This is a genomic window from Serratia sp. CY74737, from assembly GCF_052166775.1.
Lineage (GTDB): Bacteria > Pseudomonadota > Gammaproteobacteria > Enterobacterales > Enterobacteriaceae > Serratia > Serratia ureilytica.
The window spans coordinates 142,276-161,307 of sequence record NZ_JBJNOF010000017.1 but is presented as its reverse complement, the minus strand read 5'-3'; the positions used below and the strand labels follow the sequence as shown (position 1 = coordinate 161,307).

Annotated in this window: 18 protein-coding genes; 3 read left to right on the top strand and 15 right to left on the bottom strand. The window is 59.3% G+C overall.

What is annotated here, in order from left to right:
* Positions 1–341: 341 nt before the first annotated feature.
* The 5 genes from hemG to ACJ8PE_RS22205 form a co-directional block, all read right to left on the bottom strand.
* The gene (hemG, locus tag ACJ8PE_RS22225; RefSeq protein WP_033652659.1) at positions 342–875 is read right to left on the bottom strand and encodes a menaquinone-dependent protoporphyrinogen IX dehydrogenase; all 534 of its coding nucleotides are present in this window, start codon (positions 873–875) and stop codon (positions 342–344) included.
* A 21-nt stretch (positions 876–896) separates the two neighbouring features.
* Complete coding sequence (trkH, locus tag ACJ8PE_RS22220) at positions 897–2,348, bottom strand: Trk system potassium transporter TrkH (protein WP_004934492.1); 1,452 nt, start codon at positions 2,346–2,348, stop codon at positions 897–899.
* A 34-nt stretch (positions 2,349–2,382) separates the two neighbouring features.
* Positions 2,383–2,997, bottom strand: a complete 615-nt coding sequence (locus ACJ8PE_RS22215) for an IMPACT family protein (protein ID WP_033644956.1) — start codon at positions 2,995–2,997, stop codon at positions 2,383–2,385.
* Positions 2,997–4,328 carry a Xaa-Pro dipeptidase gene (pepQ, locus tag ACJ8PE_RS22210; RefSeq protein WP_033644957.1) on the bottom strand — a complete coding sequence of 444 codons (1,332 nt, stop codon included), beginning with the start codon at positions 4,326–4,328 and terminating at the stop codon, positions 2,997–2,999. The genes ACJ8PE_RS22215 and pepQ overlap by 1 nt, the downstream gene beginning before the upstream one ends.
* 112 nt (positions 4,329–4,440) lie before the next feature.
* The gene (locus ACJ8PE_RS22205) at positions 4,441–5,637 is read right to left on the bottom strand and encodes an MFS transporter (protein WP_180995575.1); all 1,197 of its coding nucleotides are present in this window, start codon (positions 5,635–5,637) and stop codon (positions 4,441–4,443) included.
* A gap of 233 nt (positions 5,638–5,870) precedes the next feature.
* Between ACJ8PE_RS22205 and fadB the strand changes: the two genes are divergently transcribed.
* Both fadB and fadA read left to right on the top strand, forming a co-directional pair.
* Entirely contained in the window at positions 5,871–8,060 is a 2,190-nt protein-coding gene (gene fadB, locus ACJ8PE_RS22200) for a fatty acid oxidation complex subunit alpha FadB (RefSeq protein ID WP_033644960.1), read from the top strand.
* Positions 8,061–8,070: 10 nt separating this feature from the next.
* Positions 8,071–9,234 (top strand): acetyl-CoA C-acyltransferase FadA, encoded by a 1,164-nt coding sequence (gene fadA / locus ACJ8PE_RS22195; RefSeq protein ID WP_197792940.1) that lies wholly within the window; start codon positions 8,071–8,073, stop codon positions 9,232–9,234.
* A 172-nt stretch (positions 9,235–9,406) separates the two neighbouring features.
* Here the strand turns inward: fadA and fre are convergent, their stop codons facing one another.
* The 3 genes from fre to pepE all read right to left on the bottom strand — a co-directional run bounded on the left by fre (position 9,407) and on the right by pepE (position 12,467).
* Positions 9,407–10,108, bottom strand: coding sequence for an NAD(P)H-flavin reductase (fre, locus tag ACJ8PE_RS22190; RefSeq protein ID WP_033644962.1), 702 nt, complete (start codon positions 10,106–10,108; stop codon positions 9,407–9,409).
* Positions 10,109–10,158: 50 nt separating this feature from the next.
* Complete coding sequence (gene ubiD / locus ACJ8PE_RS22185; RefSeq protein WP_033644963.1) at positions 10,159–11,679, bottom strand: 4-hydroxy-3-polyprenylbenzoate decarboxylase; 1,521 nt, start codon at positions 11,677–11,679, stop codon at positions 10,159–10,161.
* A 62-nt stretch (positions 11,680–11,741) separates the two neighbouring features.
* Positions 11,742–12,467, bottom strand: a complete 726-nt coding sequence (gene pepE, locus ACJ8PE_RS22180; protein ID WP_033644964.1) for a dipeptidase PepE — start codon at positions 12,465–12,467, stop codon at positions 11,742–11,744.
* Between the two features lie 245 nt (positions 12,468–12,712).
* On the opposite strand from pepE, the gene rfaH reads away from it, so the two are divergent.
* Positions 12,713–13,201, top strand: coding sequence for a transcription/translation regulatory transformer protein RfaH (rfaH, locus tag ACJ8PE_RS22175; RefSeq protein ID WP_033644965.1), 489 nt, complete (start codon positions 12,713–12,715; stop codon positions 13,199–13,201).
* Between the two features lie 42 nt (positions 13,202–13,243).
* On the opposite strand, the gene hemB is transcribed toward rfaH, so the two are convergent.
* From hemB to ubiJ, 7 genes are all read right to left on the bottom strand, one after another.
* Positions 13,244–14,266: a porphobilinogen synthase gene (hemB, locus tag ACJ8PE_RS22170; protein ID WP_042783470.1), complete on the bottom strand. Its 1,023-nt coding sequence runs from the start codon at positions 14,264–14,266 to the stop codon at positions 13,244–13,246.
* Positions 14,267–14,280: 14 nt separating this feature from the next.
* Entirely contained in the window at positions 14,281–15,063 is a 783-nt protein-coding gene (tatD, locus tag ACJ8PE_RS22165; protein ID WP_033652661.1) for a 3'-5' ssDNA/RNA exonuclease TatD, read from the bottom strand.
* A 53-nt stretch (positions 15,064–15,116) separates the two neighbouring features.
* The gene (tatC, locus tag ACJ8PE_RS22160) at positions 15,117–15,887 is read right to left on the bottom strand and encodes a Sec-independent protein translocase subunit TatC (protein WP_033644968.1); all 771 of its coding nucleotides are present in this window, start codon (positions 15,885–15,887) and stop codon (positions 15,117–15,119) included.
* Between the two features lie 3 nt (positions 15,888–15,890).
* Positions 15,891–16,448, bottom strand: a complete 558-nt coding sequence (gene tatB / locus ACJ8PE_RS22155) for a Sec-independent protein translocase protein TatB (RefSeq protein WP_033644970.1) — start codon at positions 16,446–16,448, stop codon at positions 15,891–15,893.
* Positions 16,449–16,451: 3 nt separating this feature from the next.
* Positions 16,452–16,715 carry a Sec-independent protein translocase subunit TatA gene (gene tatA, locus ACJ8PE_RS22150; protein ID WP_004934452.1) on the bottom strand — a complete coding sequence of 88 codons (264 nt, stop codon included), beginning with the start codon at positions 16,713–16,715 and terminating at the stop codon, positions 16,452–16,454.
* A gap of 80 nt (positions 16,716–16,795) precedes the next feature.
* Complete coding sequence (ubiB, locus tag ACJ8PE_RS22145) at positions 16,796–18,427, bottom strand: ubiquinone biosynthesis regulatory protein kinase UbiB (RefSeq protein ID WP_033644971.1); 1,632 nt, start codon at positions 18,425–18,427, stop codon at positions 16,796–16,798.
* On the bottom strand, positions 18,424–19,032 hold the full coding sequence (gene ubiJ, locus ACJ8PE_RS22140; protein WP_033644973.1) for a ubiquinone biosynthesis protein UbiJ: 609 nt from the start codon (positions 19,030–19,032) through the stop codon (positions 18,424–18,426). The genes ubiB and ubiJ overlap by 4 nt, the downstream gene beginning before the upstream one ends.

The window sequence follows — 19,032 nt, the reverse complement described above, 5'->3', positions numbered from 1 at the left end:
TGAATTTTACTTCAGTTAGTCACTCTTCAAGACTTGATATTTTTTTGCATCCGAAGATGCTGGATATCGTCTTGTGGAGTGCCCACACAGATTGTCTGATAAATTGTTAAAGAGCAGTGCCGAGAAACTCATCGGCGCGGGCTGCGTATATTACGCTTTTCACCCGGAGAGTCAAGCGTTTATTTCGCTTTCTTCTCGCTGACCCGGCGGCTTGTCAGTCGTTGTTCCCGGTCAGTGGAGGCGCATTATAGGGAGTTCTCGGCAGGCCGCAACCCCTAAATGCAAAAAACTTTTCAAGCGCGGATTTTTTCGGCAAAACGCTGGCCAAACCCGCATTTTTGTCACTTTTCGTACTGAATCTGGCTAAATTCCTGGGCGAAACGATCGACTTGCTGCCAATCTGTGTACTCAACTTCCTTACTGGTATCCGTTTCTCCACCGGTCATACGCATAATAAATTGAATCATGATGCGATCGAACCAGCGATAACGTGGATAACGCAATGCCCCGGCAAACACCGCGCACTGTTTTGGCTGCCACGGCGACGCCAACAGGAACTTGCGGGTATAGGCGTTGGTTTGCGGCGAACGCTTTTCCGGTTTGCGCGCGGTCAGATTGACGGCAAAGAATGCGCTCGGCATCCGATTCAACTGCTCGGCATGACGTTTAACGAATTTATCCAGCACCGGGTTAAAGTGCCCGTAGCGAATAGAAGCGCCGATCATCACCTGCTGATACTGGCTAAGGTCGATCTGTTCCGCCTGCAACAGATCGATAACCTCACAGCGCAGCGTATCCTGCAATTTGCTTGCTATATAAGAAGCGATAGCACGTGTTTGCCCGTCACGGCTCGAATAAAGTATCAATGCCTTCATGGCGTACTCCTTATAACAGGCTCACTCACGCCAGAAGGTTGGCGTGAACAGCACCAGCAATGTAAACACTTCCAGGCGCCCGAACAGCATCGTCACCACCAGGATCCACTTGGCCGCCGCTGGCATCGTGGTGAAGTTGTCCGCCACCACGCCCAGACCAGGACCAAGGTTATTCAGCGTTGCCGTCACTGCGGCAAACGCGGAGAAATCATCAACGCCGGTCGCAATGATCGCCAGCATGCTGACGATAAACACCAGCGCATAGGCGGAGAAGAATCCCCACACTGCTTCCAGAATACGTTCCGGCAGTGCGCGATTGCCCAATTTGATGGTATAGACCGCGTTAGGGTGCACCAGCCTTTTCAATTCGCGCGAGCCTTGCAGGTACAACAGCAGAATACGGATCACCTTCAGGCCGCCGCCGGTCGAACCGGCGCAACCGCCGATGAATGCCGAACACAGCAACAGCATCGGCAGGAACAGCGGCCACTTGGCGATGCTGTCGGTCGTAAAACCGGCCGTGGTCGCCATCGATACCACCTGGAAGAACGCCTGATTGAGCGTTTCCATACCGCTCTTATAGACGCCATGTCCCCAGAGCACCAACGTGCACACCACCACCAGCGTCAGTTGAACGAAGATAAACATGCGGAATTCAGGATCGCGCCCATAGACCTTCAGACTGCGGCCGCTTAGCAAAGCGAAGTGCAGACCGTAGTTACAGCCGGAAATCAGCAGGAACACGGCAATGATGGTGTTGATGGTCGGGCTGGCGTAATAACCGATACTGGCATCGTGGGTAGAAAACCCGCCAATGGCGATGGTCGAGAAACTGTGGCCGATGGCGTCGAACACCGACATCCCGGCCCCCCAGAGCGCCAGCGCACAGGCGACGGTCAGCAACACATAGATTAGCCATAGGGTTTTGGCGGTTTCGGCAATACGCGGACGCATCTTGTTATCTTTCAGCGGCCCGGGCATTTCCGCCCGATACAGCTGCATGCCCCCGACGCCGAGTATCGGCAGTATCGCCACCGCCAACACGATGATCCCCATCCCGCCCATCCATTGCAGCATTTGGCGATAGAACAGGATGGCCTTAGGCAACGAGTCCAGCCCCACCAGCGTCGTTGCGCCGGTAGTCGTCAATCCCGAGAAGGATTCAAAGAAGGCGTCGGTCAGCGACAAATTAGGACGTTCCGAAAACAGGAACGGCAATGCCCCCACGCTGCCCAGCACGGTCCAGAACAGCACAACGATCAGGAAACCTTCACGCGGCTTCAGCTCGTGTTTCTGCTTACGGTTCGGCCACCACAGCATCAGCCCGATGGTCAACGCCACGAAGAACGTTTGGCTGAACGCTCGCCCCGCCCCATCGCGATAAATCAATGCCACCAGGCCGGGAATAAACATTGTCCCGGAGAACAGGATGACCAGCAGACCAACGATACGGGTTATGGCGCGAAAATGCATTTCAGCACGATCCTTAGCAATTCAATTGGGAGGATTATTGCGAAATGGGGGTTAATTGCAAATTACCGCGACTGAGATCACGCAATTTATTCCCAAACAGCTCGACCTCAGTCGCCGGCAGCGCCAAATGCAGCACAACGGCGGCGCCGTATTCACCCTGCAGGATCCGACCTGCGATTTGCTGCAACAAGTTCTCCACCAGCGCCAACTGCGCATAGTCGCACTGCAAGATATATTCGGCTTCGGGCACCTTTTGCGCCAGCGCCAGCTGCTTCAATGCCTGTTGAACACCGTTGCCATAAGCTTTCACCAGCCCGCCGGTGCCCAGCTTGACACCGCCGTAGTACCGAACGACTACGGCGGTCACTTCACCGATACCGCTGCCCATCAGCTGCGCGAGGATAGGTTTGCCGGCGGTGCCCGACGGTTCTCCATCGTCGGAGAACCCCAGCTGCTGCGAATCATCGGGGCTACCGGCGACGAAAGCCCAACAGTGGTGCCGCGCCGCCGGGTGCTCATCCCGCACCTGCTGAATAAACGCCTTTGCCGCCTCCACCCCGCCGGTCGGCGCCAGCAGGGTGATGAAACGGCTCTTCTTTATCTCTTCGGTAAAGCAGGTTGCTTCCGCCGGTATCGGGTACGGCCGCATCAAGCCAGGTTCAGATCGCGCGTCATGTTCTCGATGCGCTTTTCATGGATCACGATGTTGTCTTCGATGCGAATACCGCCATACGGTTTCAGCGCATCGATGCGATCCCAGGCGAAGTGCTGCTTGAACTCACCGCTGCGCCACGGCGCCAACAGAGACTCGATGAAGTACAGACCCGGTTCGATGGTCAACACCATGCCCGGCTGCAACACGCGGGTACAACGCAGGAACGGGTACTTGGACGGCGCCGCCAGATGGGTGCCTTGCTCATCCTGCATAAAACCGGCGGCGTCGTGCACCTGCAGGCCCAACGGATGGCCCAACCCGTGCGGCAGGAACGGCGTGGTGATACCCGTTTCGACCATCGCCTCTTCGCTGAGGCCATTCACCAGTTTGTGATTCTTGAGCAGCTTGGCGATGCGCTGATGCATCTGCACATGATAGTCGGTGTAACGCACGCCGGTTTTAATGGTGTCGATCAGCGCCAGCTGTTCACTATTGAGATCTTTCACCAGATGAGCGAACTCGCTGCCGCTTTGCGCCGCATAGGTACGCGTCAGATCGGCGGCGTAGCCGTTATATTCCGCCCCGGCGTCGATCAGAAAACTCAGGGACTCGGCCGGCGGCTGATGATCCAGCTTGGTGTAGTGCAGCACCGAAGCGTGCTCGTTCAACGCCACGATGTTGTCGTAAGGCACATCGGTATCGCGATGGCCGGTAGCCGTCAGGTAGGCCAGATTGATGTCGAACTCGCTCATGCCGGAGAGGAAGGCCTCATGCGCGGCACGATGGCCGGTTACCGCCGTCTTCTGCGCTTCGCGCATGCAGGCCAGCTCATAGCCGGTTTTAATCGAACGGTGGAAATCCAGGTAGTTCAGCACCGCTTTCGGGTTGATGTTTTCCGAAGGGATGCCGAGATCGCGGGCGCGCTGTTGGGCATAACCGATATAGCCGACGCGCTCACGCTGCGGCGGCAGCTGCTGCGCGATCGCATCGGCGTTGGCCAGCGGCATCAATTCGAGGGACTTGGTCCAGAAACTGTTCGGCAGCGGCTCTACGCTGTGCCAGTAGTCAACCGGGGAGTAGAACCACAGCTTCGGCTTGTTGACGCCATCTATCCACAACCAGCAGTTCGGCACCGACGTCACCGGCACCCAGGCTTTGAAATGCGCGTTCACTTTGAACGGGTAGCTATGGTCGTCCAAAAATACCTTTTGCAGTTCCCCGGAGTGAATCAGCAGCGCATCCAACTTGTTGCGCTCCAGCACTTCACGCGCGCGTTTTTGCAGTTCTGCCAGGTGGTCGTTATACAAAGAAGCCAGCGTTTCCATCACAGTACCCTTATGCCTTAGCACGAAAGAAGCCATCTTAACACAGCGCTCCGACGCACCAACCTCATCGCGTTGGGCATGCGGAGCAGCTCGCAATTCCCTGCAAATGCCGTTACATCCGCAGCTTAACCATTAACCAGCCGCCCAAACCGAGCAGCGCTATCGCCAGCGCCCACAGGCCATGGTGTTCCAACAACACCGCGCCGGCCGCGGCGACGCCCGCCAGACACTGCTGCAGAAAGCCACACAGCGCCATCGCATAAGCGCCGTACTCTTTGGCATCGCTGACCGCCATCGCCATGCTGTTGGGAAACAGCACCGCCTGGCCAAAAATGGTCAGGCAATACAGCGCGATGAACAGCGCCATGCCGGAAAGGCCGGCCAGGACGCCGCTCCACCACAGCAGCAGGATCGCCGCCGTCGCCAGCGCCACGATGCCGCTGCCGGCCTGCATCAGTTTTTTCCCGCCGAGACGCGCCACCGTACGGTTCACCGTCAGCGCCCCGCTGAAGTAGGCGACGCCGATCACCAGCCCCAGGGCGCCGAACGCCGTGACGTTGAGACCAAACTCCTGCTGCATGACGAACGGACTCACTTCCTGCAGTGTCACCGTGGTGGCAAACCCCAGCCCGCCGACGCAGGCCGGCCAAAAGAACCCAGGCCGCCGCAGGATGGCAAAGTAGGTTGCCGCCATCGCCGGGCGCACGCCCCCAGCCCGTCCCGCCTCCAGCGGCAGCGTCGCCATCAGCGCCAGAATGATCAAACCGGTGGCGCCCATCAGGACGAAGCCCATCTGCCAGTGCGCATATTGGCTCAGCAGGCCACCGATAAACTGACCGCCGCCCAGCGCGGTGATAAAGGCGATGGAGAGCACCGACAGACGCCGCGCCAGTTCGTCCCCGCTCCAGTTATCCCGCACGATGATGCGCGCGATGATCGCCGCACCGCCGGCACCCACGCCCTGCAGCGCACGCAGCGTCAGCAATTGGGCGCCGTTGCTGCACAGCGCCAACAGCCCGCTGCAGCCAATGAAAAGAAATAAAGACAGCGTCAGGGGCGCGCGGCGGCCAAAGCGATCGGCGGCCGCGCCCCAGAACAGCACCGGCAAGGCGGCGCCGATGACGAAGATTGAAATGGACAACTCGGTAGCGCGCCGGCTCATCGCCAGCTCCCGCATCACCGTCGGCAGCGAAGGCAAGTACACGGTCGTCGCCATTTGCGCCATAAACACCAACAGACACGCCAGCGTCATGGTTCTGGCGGGAATGCTCCATAAGCCGCTGCGTTTAACACAAGCCGCCTTAGTCATGCGTAACCTCGTCTGAATGTTCATTCGCTGCGAGCAAGTGTATGAGGGCCGACAAGCTCCGGCAAATGCCGATAGCACATAAAATATAACTTCGTTTCAAATCAAAAAACTAACTTGGCGACATGTGATCAGACCAGCAAAAATGCAATCTCTCATTTGCATATTGTTAACATAAAAACCACACTCCTCTTCATCTGGTCATACCAGATCATACGCTGATTCAGGAGATAGACATGCTCTACCAAGGCGAAACATTACAACTGCACTGGCTCGATAACGGCATCGCCGAGCTGGTGTTCAACGCACCGGGCTCGGTCAACAAGCTGGACACCCGCACCGTCGCCAGCCTGGGCGAAGCGCTCACCGTGCTGGAAAACCAGCCAGAGCTCAAGGGGCTGCTGCTGCGCTCCACCAAAGCCGCATTTATCGTCGGCGCCGATATCACCGAATTCCTTTCTCTGTTCGCCGCGCCGGCTGAAAAGCTGCAGGAGTGGCTGGTATTCGCCAACAACGTCTTTAACCGGCTGGAAGATTTGCCGGTGCCGACCATTTCGGCCATTAACGGCTATGCGCTCGGCGGCGGTTGCGAATGCATTTTGGCGACCGATTTCCGCGTCGCCTCACCGGACGCGCGCATCGGCCTGCCTGAAACCAAATTGGGCATCATGCCGGGCTTCGGCGGCTCCGTCCGCCTGCCGCGCCTGCTGGGTAACGACAGCGCGCTGGAAATCATCGCCGCCGGCAAAGACGTCAGCGCCAAAGACGCGTTGAAAGTCGGCCTGGTCGATGCGGTAGTGGCGCCGGAAAAACTGGCCGAAGCCGCGCTCAACATGCTGCAACAGGCGATCGACGGCAAGCTGAACTGGCGCGCCGCGCGTCAACCGAAGCTGGAGCCGCTGAAGCTCAGCCCGATCGAGGCGGCAATGAGCTTCACCACCGCCAAAGGCATGGTGCTGCAGACCGCCGGCAAACATTACCCGGCGCCGATGACGGCGGTGAAAACCATTGAAGCCGCCGCCAAGCTGGGCCGCGATGAAGCGCTGAAACTGGAAACCGCCAGCTTCGTGCCGTTGGCGCGCTCCAACGAAGCGCGTGCGCTGGTCGGCATCTTCCTTAACGATCAGTTCGTGAAGGGTCAGGCGAAAAAGCTGGCCAAGAATGTGGACGCGCCGAAACAGGCGGCGGTGTTGGGCGCCGGCATCATGGGCGGCGGCATTGCTTACCAATCGGCGTTGAAAGGCGTGCCGGTGATCATGAAGGACATCAGCGACAAATCGCTGACGTTGGGCATGAACGAAGCGGCCAAGCTGCTCAATAAGCAGTTGGAACGCGGCAAGCTGGATGGCCTGAAAATGGCGCAGGTGCTGTCGACCATTCAGCCGACGCTGGACTACGCCGGCATCGAGCGCGCGCAGGTGATCGTCGAAGCGGTCGTGGAGAACCCGAAGGTCAAAGCCGCCGTGCTGTCGGAAGTGGAAAACCTGATCGGCGAAGACACCGTTCTGGCGTCGAACACCTCGACCATTCCGATTAATCATCTGGCAAAATCGTTGAAGCGTCCGCAAAACTTCTGCGGCATGCACTTCTTTAACCCGGTACACCGTATGCCGCTGGTCGAAATCATCCGCGGCGAACAAACCAGCGATGAGACCATTGCCAAAGTGGTGGCCTACGCCAGCCGCATGGGCAAAACGCCGATCGTGGTGAACGACTGCCCGGGCTTCTTCGTCAACCGCGTGCTGTTCCCATACTTCGCCGGCTTCAGCCTGCTGCTGCGCGACGGCGCCGACTTCCGTCAGATCGATAAAGTGATGGAAAAACAGTTCGGTTGGCCGATGGGCCCGGCCTACCTGCTCGACGTGGTGGGCATCGACACCGCACACCACGCGCAAGCGGTAATGGCGGCCGGCTTCCCGGAGCGCATGAGCAAAGACTATCGCGACGCCATTGACGTGATGTTCGACAACCAGCGCTTCGGTCAGAAAAACCAGCTGGGCTTCTACCGCTACAGCCAGGACAACAAAGGTAAGCCGCGCAAGGACAACGACGAGCAGACCGATGCGCTGCTGGCAGAAGTGAGCCAACCGCGCCAGACCATCAGCGACGAAGAGATCGTTGCGCGCATGATGATCCCGATGATCAACGAAGTGGTGCGTTGCCTGGAAGAGAAGATCGTCGCCAGCCCGGCCGAAGCCGATATGGCGTTGGTCTACGGCATCGGTTTCCCTCCGTTCCACGGCGGCGCGTTCCGCTACCTGGATACGCTCGGCACCGCCAACTACGTTGAGCTGGCCCAGCGTTACGCACACCTCGGCGCCCTGTATCAGGTGCCGGCCGGTCTGCGCGCCAAGGCCGAACGCAATGAAAGCTACTACCCGGTGGCGACACCGCTGTCCGACGTCGCAACCCGCCAACCGGCATGAGGTCATAAAGATGGAAAACGTAGTTATTGTTGATGCCGTACGCACGCCGATGGGCCGCTCCAAGGGCGGCGCCTTCCGCCAGGTGCGCGCCGAAGATCTCTCCGCTCATCTGATGCGTGAAGTGCTGAGCCGCAACCCGGCGCTGAACGCCGACGAGATCGATGACATTTACTGGGGCTGCGTGCAGCAGACGCTGGAACAAGGCTTCAACATCGCCCGCAACGCCGCGTTGCTGGCCGAGATCCCGCACCGTGTGCCGGCGGTGACCGTCAACCGCCTGTGCGGCTCTTCGATGCAGGCGCTGCACGACGCGGCGCGCGCCATCATGGTTGGCGACGCGCACATCAGCCTGATCGGCGGCGTGGAACACATGGGCCATGTGCCGATGAACCACGGCGTGGATTTCCATCCGGGCCTGAGCCGCAGCGTAGCCAAGGCCGCCGGGATGATGGGGCTGACCGCTGAAATGCTGGCCAAGATGCACAACATCAGCCGCCAGATGCAGGATGAGTTCGCCGCGCGCTCCCACCAACGCGCACATGCGGCGACGCTGGCGGGTTACTTCAAAAACGAGATCATTCCGACCAACGGCCATGACGCCGACGGCGTGCTGACTCGTTACGATTTTGATGAAGTCATCCGCCCGGAAACCACCGTCGAAAGCCTGTCGGCCCTGCGTCCGGCGTTCGATCCGGTCAACGGCACCGTCACCGCCGGCAGTTCTTCCGCCCTGTCGGACGGCGCTTCCGCCATGCTGCTGATGAGCGAATCACGCGCCAAAGCGCTCGGTTTGAAAGCCCGCGCCCGCATCCGCTCGATGGCGGTCGTCGGCTGCGATCCTTCCATCATGGGCTACGGCCCGGTGCCGGCCAGCAAGCTGGCGCTGAAACGCGCCGGTCTGAGCGTGCAGGACATCGATCTGTTCGAGCTGAACGAAGCGTTCGCCGCCCAGTCGCTGCCGTGCATCAAGGATCTGGGGCTGATGGACAGCATCGACGACAAGATTAACCTGAACGGCGGCGCCATCGCGCTCGGCCACCCGCTGGGCTGTTCCGGCTCCCGCATCTCGACCACCTTGTTGAACAACATGGAACGTCACGACGCGCAGTTCGGCCTGGCAACCATGTGCATCGGCCTGGGCCAGGGTATCGCCACCGTGTTTGAACGCGTTTAGCTGTGTCTATCTTGGGATGACCGCGTCACCACTTCAAATCGCGGCATCCCGCCAAGTTTAGTTGCCGTTCTTCCCGCCTGTCAGGGGCGGGTTTTTTATGCCTGAAATTTGCCGACGCCCAAATAAAAACGGGGCGCCCCTCGGCCACCCCGTTCACTGCGCATCGCCTCTGTCAGATAAACGAAAACGCGTCGCCAAACATATGCGCTTCCTGCGCGCCGCGCTCGGCGCAGAAACGCTCGCGGGCGATTTTCGCCATCTCGAAACGCCCGGCGATGTAGATGTCATGCTCCGCCAACGTGCCGAAATCCTGCAACACCGCGCTGAGCACGGTGCCGCTGCGGCCACGCCATTCCGCCTCCGGCTGCTCGACCACCGGGATCACCTTCAGGTTCGGGTGTTGCACCGACAGCGCTTCCAGCTCGCTCAGATCGTACAGGTGCTTCAGCTCACGCCCGCCCCAGTAGATGGAAATATCGCGATCGGGCTGCTGCTCCAACGCGGTCAACAGGATTGAACGCGCATAGGAGAAGCCGGTGCCGCCGGCGATCAGCACCAGCGGACGGCTGCCCTCTTCCCGCAGCCAGGCGTCGCCGTGCGGCATATCGACGGTGATCGCCTGCTCTTTCAGAATGCGATCCATCACCGCCATGGCGTACAGATTCAGCTCCGAAGCACCGATATGCAGCTCGATGTAATCTTGCTGCGTCGGGGTTGATGCCAGCGAGAACGGACGTTTGTCGCGCTCGTCCATCACCACCATCAGATATTGCCCTGCCTTGAAAGAAAACGGCTGCTCGGGCACCAGACGTACCCGATAAACCGTATCGGTAATGGCCTCTACCGAGGTCACTTTACAGCTCAATATTGTCATGCGTTCCCTCTGTCGGGTCATCAATGCAAAGCTGAGAACAGGGCCTGACGCTATAACGTCGGTTCCCTGTCACTGAAAATTGCGAGCTCATCCCAGATTTCGTCGACGCGCGCACGTACCTTTTCATCCATCTGAATCGGACGGCCCCATTCGCGATCGGTTTCACCCGGCCATTTGTTGGTGGCGTCCAGCCCCATCTTCGAACCCAGTCCGGAAACCGGCGAGGCGAAGTCCAGATAGTCGATCGGCGTATTCTCCACCAGAACCGTATCCCTTGCCGGATCCATTCGTGTGGTGATCGCCCAAATCACGTCATTCCAGTCGCGCGCATTGACGTCATCGTCACAGACGATAACAAATTTGGTGTACATAAACTGCCGCAGGAACGACCAGACGCCCATCATCACGCGTTTCGCGTGGCCGGCGTACTGTTTTTTCATGGTCACCACCGCCAGGCGATACGAGCACCCTTCCGGCGGCAGATAAAAATCAACGATTTCCGGGAACTGTTTTTGCAGGATCGGCACGAACACTTCATTCAGCGCCACGCCCAGGATCGCCGGCTCATCCGGCGGGCGGCCGGTGTAGGTCGAGTGGTAGATCGCGTTGCGACGCTGGGTGATGTGCGTGACGGTGAATACCGGGAACTGGTCGATTTCATTGTAGTAACCGGTGTGGTCACCGTAGGGGCCTTCCGGCGCCATTTCACCCGGCTCGATATAGCCTTCCAGCACGATTTCGGCACTGGCGGGCACTTCCAGATCGTTGGAAAGGCACTTGACCACTTCGGTTTTATTGCCGCGCAGCAGCCCGGCAAAGGCATATTCAGACAGGGTATCCGGCACCGGCGTCACCGCGCCGAGGATAGTGGCGGGATCGGCGCCCAGCGCCACCGCAACCGGGAAACGCTCGCCGGGGTGCGCCTGGCACCACTCCTGGTAATCCAGCGCGCCGCCGCGGTGCGACAGCCAACGCATTATCACTTTATTCTTGCCCAGCACCTGCTGACGATAGATACCGAGGTTTTGCCGTTCCTTATGCGGGCCGCGGGTCACCGTCAGCCCCCAGGTGATCAGCGGCGCGGCGTCTTCCGGCCAGCAGTGCATCACCGGAATACGGCCCAGATCGACATCGTCACCCTGCCATACCTGCTCCTGACAAGGCGCGGATCCCAGCACCTTGGTCGGCATGTTCAGCACCTGCTTGAACTTCGGTATTTTGTCGAACAGATCGCGGAAACCTTTCGGCGGCTCCGGCTCTTTGAGGAAAGCCAGCAGTTTGCCGACTTCGCGCAGCGCGCTGATGTCTTCCTGCCCCATGCCCATCGCCACGCGATTGGCGGTGCCGAACAGGTTGCACAGCACCGGCATGTCGTACCCTTTCGGGTTTTCAAACAGCAGTGCCGGGCCGCCCGCCCGCAGGGTGCGATCGGCAATTTCCGTCATTTCCAGGTAAGGATCGATCGGCTGGCTGATGCGTTTTAGTTCCCCTCTCTTCTCCAGCAACGAGAGGAAATCGCGTAAGTCACGGTATTTCATGCTGATCATTATAGCGGCCAGTGGGGAGGGCATTATAAGCCCTCTTCAAGGTTGTTGCTGCAATTTTGTTAACGCCGCCCGCTGCCGGGTGGCTCTCAGCCGCAGTTGAACGGCACCAGCGCAGCCAGTGCGCGCGTATCCTGATATTCGCGCGTCTCTTCGCCGTGGCGGAACACCTTAAAGCCCTGCCCGTTGGCGCTGAAATAACGCAGCGCATTGCCTTCAACGTGCAACAGACTACCTTCACGCAACGCCACTACCGATTCGCTCGGGTTGATCGCGCAGAACTCCGCGAGACGCTCGTCACGGGTTTCGCCCATGTGGCCGCTGATGTGCGCATCGATGTAATGCGGGTTAATCTGCACCGGGAACAGCCCCAGCGCCGGCAATACCACGCTGCAGCGCACCGGCATGTCATTGGTGGTGCGAATGCTCGGCGTCGCCACGTTGCAACCTGCGCTCCAGCCGACGTAGGGCACTTCACGCTCGCGCACCGCGCGCTGGATAGGCACGATCAGGCTTTGTTCGTGCAACATCTGGTTCAGCAACCAGGTGTTGCCGCCGCTGACCAAAATGCATTCGGCCTGCGCGATCGCCGCCGCCGGTGAAGCGGCGTGGTGAATGCTGGTGACTTCAATGCCCAATGTTTGCGCCAGCTCCTGCGCGCGCCGATCGTAGTCGTAACGGATCAGCGCGTAAGGGATAAAGACGGCGGATTTGATGCCGCGGCGCGCAATCATCGCCAGCAGTTGGCTTTTGGCGTACCCCAGCAGCTCGGCTTCGCCAGACAGCTTGCCGTTGCTCAACAGAAACAGCTCCATTTTTCTCCCCTCGGTCAAAAACGATGAATAGCGTCACAGCCGGCGGCGCAACGCCTTGCCATACTGTGACGGTAACAAATTTTTAGCCCTCTGTTATACCAGCGCCGTATCGATAAGTGTGTGACCCCTCGCTAATAGCCGTAGATTCAGAAAGATAGGCGATGTTACATGCTGAAACTTGCATCACTATGTATCCGGAATAGCTTTTGATATGCTTACCGGCTGGCAGAAAGGCATGTGAAATTATGGAATCCTGGTATCTACTTTATTGCAAACGCGGTCAGCTGTTGCGAGCGCAGGAACATCTGGAGCGGCAGCAGGTAAACTGCCTCAGCCCGATCATCACGCTGGAAAAAATCGTGCGTGGCAAGCGCATCGCGGTCAGCGAACCCCTGTTTCCCAATTATCTGTTTGTGGAATTCGACCCGGAGCGCATTCACACCACCACCATCAGCGCCACCCGCGGCGTCAGCCACTTCGTGCGTTTCGGCGCGCTACCGAGCGTCATCCCGAGCAAGGTGATCGATGAGCTGCGCACGCACACCAGCGAGACCTACGTCGATCCGGAAACCCCGCAGCCGGGCGATACCGTTCTGATCGTCGACGGCGTATTCGAAGGGCTGCAGGCGATCTACACCGAGCCGGACGGCGAGGCCCGCTCGATGCTGTTGCTCAACCTGATCAACAAACAGGTCAGTCAAAGCATCGACAATCGGCAATTCCAGAAAATGTAATGCAAAAAGGCGCCCTCAGGCGCCTTTTTTACGGTATCGCGCTTAGCGGCGCAGCGCTTCTTCATGCAGCCATTGGGCGACACGCTTGGCGAAGTAGGTCAGCACGCCGTCAGCGCCGGCGCGTTTAAAGCACATCAACGACTCCATCACAGCAGGCTGCTCCTGCAGCCAGCCGTTCTGAATCGCCGCCATGTGCATGGCGTACTCGCCGGACACCTGATAAGCGAAAGTCGGCACGCCGAAGGTATCCTTCACCCGGCGCACCACATCCAGGTAAGGCATGCCCGGTTTCACCATCACCATGTCCGCGCCTTCCTGCAGATCCTGCGCAATCTCTTGCAGCGCTTCATCGCTGTTGGCCGGATCCATCTGATAGGTCTTTTTGTTGCCGCCTTTCAGGTTGCCGCTGGAACCCAGCGCATCGCGGAACGGACCGTAATAGCAGGAAGCGTACTTGGCGGAGTAGGCCATGATCTGGGTGTTCACCAGGCCCTGCAGTTCCAGACGATCGCGGATCGCCCCGATACGGCCGTCCATCATGTCGCTCGGCGCCACGATTTCCGCGCCCGCTTCGGCATGAGACAGCGCCTGACGCACCAGAATGTCTTTGGTCACGTCGTTAATCACGTAGCCCTGCTCATCGATCACCCCGTCCTGACCGTGGGTGGTGTAGGGATCGAGCGCTACGTCGGTCAGAATGCCCAACTCAGGCACCGCGTCTTTCAGCGCGCGCACCGTACGCTGCACCAGCCCTTCCGGGTTATAGGCTTCTTCCGCATGCAGCGATTTCAAGCCCGGTTCAATCACCGGGAACAGGGAGATCACCGGCACGCCGAGTTTGGCGATGGTTTCCGCTTCCTTGACCAGCAGATCGATCGTCATGCGCGATACGCCCGGCATCGAGGCCACTTCTTCCTGACGGTTGCTGCCTTCCATGACGAACACCGGATAAATCAGGTCATTGACCGTCAGTTGGTTTTCGGCGACCAGACGGCGGCTGAAGTCATGACGGCGCACGCGGCGCATACGGCGACCAGGAAAGGTGCCCGGAAATGCATAGCTCATAGTTTTCTCCTAGCTCAAACCAGCCGGAATAGCCGGCGGGCGTTCTCATCGGTTTTTTGCCCCAGCCATTGCGGCTCTTCCTGCCGCCAGACGGCGACCTGATGCACGAGGTGGGGCAGGAAACAGGGTTCGTTGCGGCGAGATGCGGGTTTAGGCTGTAAATCCCGGGGCAACAGATAAGGGGCGTCAGTTTCCAGCAGCAGACGCTCGGCCGGGATCTGCGGCAGCAGGGCGCGCAATTCCAGACCGCGCCGCTCGTCGCATACCCAACCGGTAATCCCGATCGACAGGCCCAGCGACAGGCAGCTTGCTAATTCTTCGGCAGTGCCGGTGAAGCAGTGCACCACGGCCGCGGGCAGTTTATCCAACCACGGCGTCAGTAGCTCGGCAAAACGTGCGTGTGCGTCGCGACAGTGAAGAAACACCGGCAGCGCCAACTCCGCCGCCAGCGCCAGTTGCGCGCTGAACGCCGCTTCCTGCTGCTCCGGCGTCGAGAAGTTGCGGTTGAAATCCAGACCGCATTCACCGATCGCCACCACTTCTGGGCCGGCGGCCAGGGCATAAATCTGCTCAGCGCTGCGTTCATCCCAGCTGCCGGCGTTATGCGGATGCACACCGGCGGTGGACCAGCAATAGCCCGCATGCTGCTGCGCCAGTTTGGCGGCCTCGCGGCTCTCAGGCAGATCGGTGCCGGTAATCAACATCCCGGTAACGCCCGCCGCGCGGGCGCGCTCCACCACGGTCTCGCGGTCTTTGGCGAATTGGCTGCTGGTGAGGTTAACGCCGATATCAAACATGGTTTTTTCCAAAGCAAAAGCCGCCCTATGGGCGGCTTCGCAATCAATGTGGATCAGGGCGCTGGGGGTTCGTCACCCTCGTCGTCGTCTTCCGCCTGCGGACGGCGTTTGCCGGTATAGAAGCGAGCGAAGAATACCCCCACTTCAAACAGCAGATACATCGGTATCGCCAGCAGGGTTTGCGAGAACACGTCCGGCGGCGTCAACAACATGCCGACCACAAACGCGCCGACCAACACATACGGCCGTTTCTTCTTCAGGTCTTCCGGCGAAGTGACGCCGCTCCAGCACAGCAGAATGATGGCGACCGGCACTTCGAAGGCGACGCCAAACGCCATAAACAGCGCCATGACGAAATCGAGGTAGTTTTTAATGTCGGTCGCAATGGTCACCCCCATCGGCGCGGTCTTGGCGAAGAAGCCGAAGGCCAGCGGGAACACGATGAAGTAGGCGAAAGCCATGCCGAGGTAAAACAACAGGCTGCTGGACACCAGCAACGGCATCATCAGGCGGCGTTCATGCTTGTACAGCGCAGGCGCGATAAACGCCCATACCTGATACAGGATCATCGGCGCGGAGACGAACACCGAAACGATCATGGTCAGCTTGATCGGGGTGAAAAACGGTGACGCCACGTCGGTGGCGATCATGCTCGCGCCGGCCGGCAACTGCTTGAGCAGCGGCGCAGAAACCAGCTGGTAGATGTCGTTGGCGAAAAACACCAGCACCACGAACACCGCCAGTACGCAAATAATCGAGTTCAACAGCCGCTTGCGCAGTTCTATCAGATGACTGATAAGGGGTTGGGTATCTTCAACAGCCATGTATTAACGATCGCCACTAGGTTGGTGAGACGCTGGGGTTTTATCCGCAACAGGTTCGACAGGAGCAGGCGCGGTTTCCACCGGCGCTTTAGCGGGTTGCGCCGCCACTGGCGCAGCCACGACGGCTTCAGGTTCCACTGCCGGTTTTGGCACGGCGGCGGGCGCGCTGGCGCTGGTTGCCGCTTCCGCCGGCGTCACGCCGTCGTGCAAGGCTTCCGGATCGATGGCCTGCGGGTTATGGATGGTGTTCGCCAGCTCTTCTTTCTCGCCCCGGTAGGTGCGTTTCAAGGATTCCGCCGCGTCTTTCAGCTCATCCATCGACGCCTTCAACTCCGGCGTCAGGTTCTGCAGGCCGGCCTGTTCGGCTTTCTTCAGGCTGTCCTGCAGCTCCTGCAGCTTCAGCTCCTGAGACAGTTCGTGCTGCACCGAGGCCGCCAGCGAGCGCAGCGCGCGGATCCAGCCCGATACCGTTCTGACCGCAACCGGCAAGCGTTCCGGCCCCAGAACAACCAGGCCGATCACCAGCACCAGCAGCAGCTCACTAAACCCAATGTCAAACACGGTTTATACCTGCTCTTTGTTCTTCGACTCTTCCGGTTTCACTTCCGGCTGCTTATCGGTAATAGGTTTGGCCGAGAAATCAGCGTCATCCAGGCTGCTTTTTTCAGCCGTGTTGGGGGTCGACGGCGTATCGTCGCCGATCGCTTTTTTGAAGCCCTTGATCGAGGCGCCGAGATCGGAACCCAGCGTGCGCAGTTTTTTGGTACCGAACAGCAGCACCACGATCACTGCGATGATCAACAATTGCGTAATACTAATACCGCCCATTTTAATTACCTCTAATTTTAAGGGGTCTTTTAAAGCCAGCCCGCATTATAGAGCCGACTTTACCAGAGTAACGAATTAAATCAGGTGGTTCGCTTCCAGCCAATCACCCAGCATACGATGCCGGCGGCCATCATCCAGGCGGGGAACACCTCGATTTGCCCCAGCAGCAACAGCGTGCCGCTTACCAACAGTGTAGCGCCAACGCCGAACAAATAACGTGACTGCCCCTGACGAACCCGCTGAGCCTGCATCTGGTTGGTGAGCTTATCAACGCTTTGTTGCAACAGTTTATGCTGCTGCAGGCTGTCGTAAAACAGCTCGGGCAGCTCGGGCAGTTTCTCCGCCCAGAACGGCGCTTTCTCTTTCAGCGCGCGCACTACGGCGGGAATGCCGACCTGATCGCGCAGCCAACTCTCGAGGAACGGCTTGGCGGTGGTCCACAGATCCAACTGCGGGTAAAGCTGACGCCCCAGCCCTTCAACATACAGCAAGGTCTTCTGCAATAACACCAGCTGCGGCTGCACTTCCATATTGAAGCGGCGCGCGGTGTTGAACAGGTTCAGCAGCACGTTGCCGAAGGAGATCTCCGCCAACGGCTTCTCGAAAATCGGTTCGCACACGGTACGGATGGCGAATTCGAAGTCTTCCACGTTGGTGTCGCGCGGCACCCAGCCGGAGTCGACGTGCAGTTCCGCCACCTTGCGGTAATCGCGGTTGAAGAAGGCGATGAAGTTTTCCGCCAGATAGCGTTTGTCATCCTTGTTCAACGAACCGACGATGCCGCAGTCGATGCCGATGTAGCAAGGATCTTCCGGATGTTCGTAGCTGACGAAAATATTACCGGGATGCATGTCCGCATGGAAGAAGCTGTCGCGGAATACCTGGGTAAAGAACACCTGAACGCCGCGTTCCGCCAACAGCTTCATGTTGGTGCCCTGCTGCTCCAGCGTGGCGATGTCCGAGACCGGAATGCCGTAGATACGCTCCATCACCAACACGCTTTCGCGGCAGTAGTCGGAGTAAACTTCCGGCACGTACAGCATCGGGCTGCCGTCGAAATTGCGACGCAGCTGAATGGCGTTGGCCGCTTCGCGCAGCAGGTTCAATTCGTCCAGCAGGGTTTTTTCGTACTCGCGCACCACTTCGCGCGGACGCAGGCGGCGGCCGTCCGGCAACAGCTTCGGCACCCAGCCTGCCAGCCGGTACATCAAGCGCACGTCGGCTTTGATAATCGGCCCGATATCCGGCCGGATCACCTTCAGCACCACTTCCTGGCCGGTAGTTTTCAGCCGCGCGGTATGCACCTGCGCGATCGAGGCGGACGCCAGCGGCTGCTGCTCGAAGTCGTCGAACCAGGTTTCCAGCGGGCCGCCCATCGCCAGCTCGATATGCTTGCGCGCCAGCGCACCGTCGAAAGGCGCCACCCGATCCTGCAGCAGCGTCAGCTGATCGGCAATGTGCGGCGGGAACAGATCGCGGCGGGTCGACATCATCTGGCCGAACTTGATCCAGACCGGCCCTAATTCCTGCAGCGCCAGCCGCAGACGTTCGCCCAGCGGTTTGTCCTTATGCCGATTAGGCATCCAGAACAGCAGCCGGCGGCCGAAGCGCAGCGGCAGCGTCAAACGCATTGTCGGGATCAGCTCGTCCAGCCCATAGCTGAGAAAAACGCGGACGATAAAATACAAACGACGCAGTTCGCCTGGGGTCATCGCTTGCCCTCCAACTTATCCATGCGGGCAATCAGCGCTTCCGCGCTGCGGGCGAGCGCATCCACTTCTTCATTGAACCACACCACTTCCAGCGGCCCCGGCGCCAGACGCCACTCTTCCGTCAGCGCCTCAGCCATGTCTTGCTGCCGACGCATCAATCCGGCCTTGAGTAACGAAGCACCTTTGCCCAGCGCCTGCGTAATGCCTTGAGCGGCGATATCGCCGATATAGGGCGCCAGCCATTCCGCCGGATCCCACTCCGCCAGATCGAGCAGGCCAACCAGCTGTTGCACCACCTGAATATCCCCTTCCACCGTCAATTCGCCGCTGCGCATCAGCACCGGCAACTGCTGGCGATCGCGCAGCTTCAGTAAGGAGGGAATGCGGCTGCGCACCGTGCAATCGGCGCTGTCTTCAGACTGCCCCAGCACATCCACGCGCAGTTCGCTGAACACCAGCACCAGCGGTGAAGCCAACTCTTCCAGTTCGATGCGCAGCACCTTGCCCGCCAGGCGTTGGCGAGCGGCTTTCATGCTGCGATCGCGAAACAGCAGGTTATTCAGCGAGGTTTCCAGCGCACCGGTCAGCAGAGGGGTAAACAGCAT

Bases quoted from the DNA above. Each gene is read 5' to 3' on its own strand.
- hemG (WP_033652659.1), bottom strand. From the start codon at position 875: ATGAAGGCATTGATACTTTATTCGAGCCGTGACGGGCAAACACGTGCT.
- trkH (WP_004934492.1), bottom strand. From the start codon at position 2,348: ATGCATTTTCGCGCCATAACCCGTATCGTTGGTCTGCTGGTCATCCTG.
- ACJ8PE_RS22215 (WP_033644956.1), bottom strand. From the start codon at position 2,997: ATGCGGCCGTACCCGATACCGGCGGAAGCAACCTGCTTTACCGAAGAG.
- pepQ (WP_033644957.1), bottom strand. From the start codon at position 4,328: ATGGAAACGCTGGCTTCTTTGTATAACGACCACCTGGCAGAACTGCAA.
- ACJ8PE_RS22205 (WP_180995575.1), bottom strand. From the start codon at position 5,637: ATGACTAAGGCGGCTTGTGTTAAACGCAGCGGCTTATGGAGCATTCCC.
- fadB (WP_033644960.1), top strand. From the start codon at position 5,871: ATGCTCTACCAAGGCGAAACATTACAACTGCACTGGCTCGATAACGGC.
- fadA (WP_197792940.1), top strand. From the start codon at position 8,071: ATGGAAAACGTAGTTATTGTTGATGCCGTACGCACGCCGATGGGCCGC.
- fre (WP_033644962.1), bottom strand. From the start codon at position 10,108: ATGACAATATTGAGCTGTAAAGTGACCTCGGTAGAGGCCATTACCGAT.
- ubiD (WP_033644963.1), bottom strand. From the start codon at position 11,679: ATGCCCTCCCCACTGGCCGCTATAATGATCAGCATGAAATACCGTGAC.
- pepE (WP_033644964.1), bottom strand. From the start codon at position 12,467: ATGGAGCTGTTTCTGTTGAGCAACGGCAAGCTGTCTGGCGAAGCCGAG.
- rfaH (WP_033644965.1), top strand. From the start codon at position 12,713: ATGGAATCCTGGTATCTACTTTATTGCAAACGCGGTCAGCTGTTGCGA.
- hemB (WP_042783470.1), bottom strand. From the start codon at position 14,266: ATGAGCTATGCATTTCCGGGCACCTTTCCTGGTCGCCGTATGCGCCGC.
- tatD (WP_033652661.1), bottom strand. From the start codon at position 15,063: ATGTTTGATATCGGCGTTAACCTCACCAGCAGCCAATTCGCCAAAGAC.
- tatC (WP_033644968.1), bottom strand. From the start codon at position 15,887: ATGGCTGTTGAAGATACCCAACCCCTTATCAGTCATCTGATAGAACTG.
- tatA (WP_004934452.1), bottom strand. From the start codon at position 16,715: ATGGGCGGTATTAGTATTACGCAATTGTTGATCATCGCAGTGATCGTG.
- ubiB (WP_033644971.1), bottom strand. From the start codon at position 18,427: ATGACCCCAGGCGAACTGCGTCGTTTGTATTTTATCGTCCGCGTTTTT.
- ubiJ (WP_033644973.1), bottom strand. From the start codon at position 19,032: ATGCTGTTTACCCCTCTGCTGACCGGTGCGCTGGAAACCTCGCTGAAT.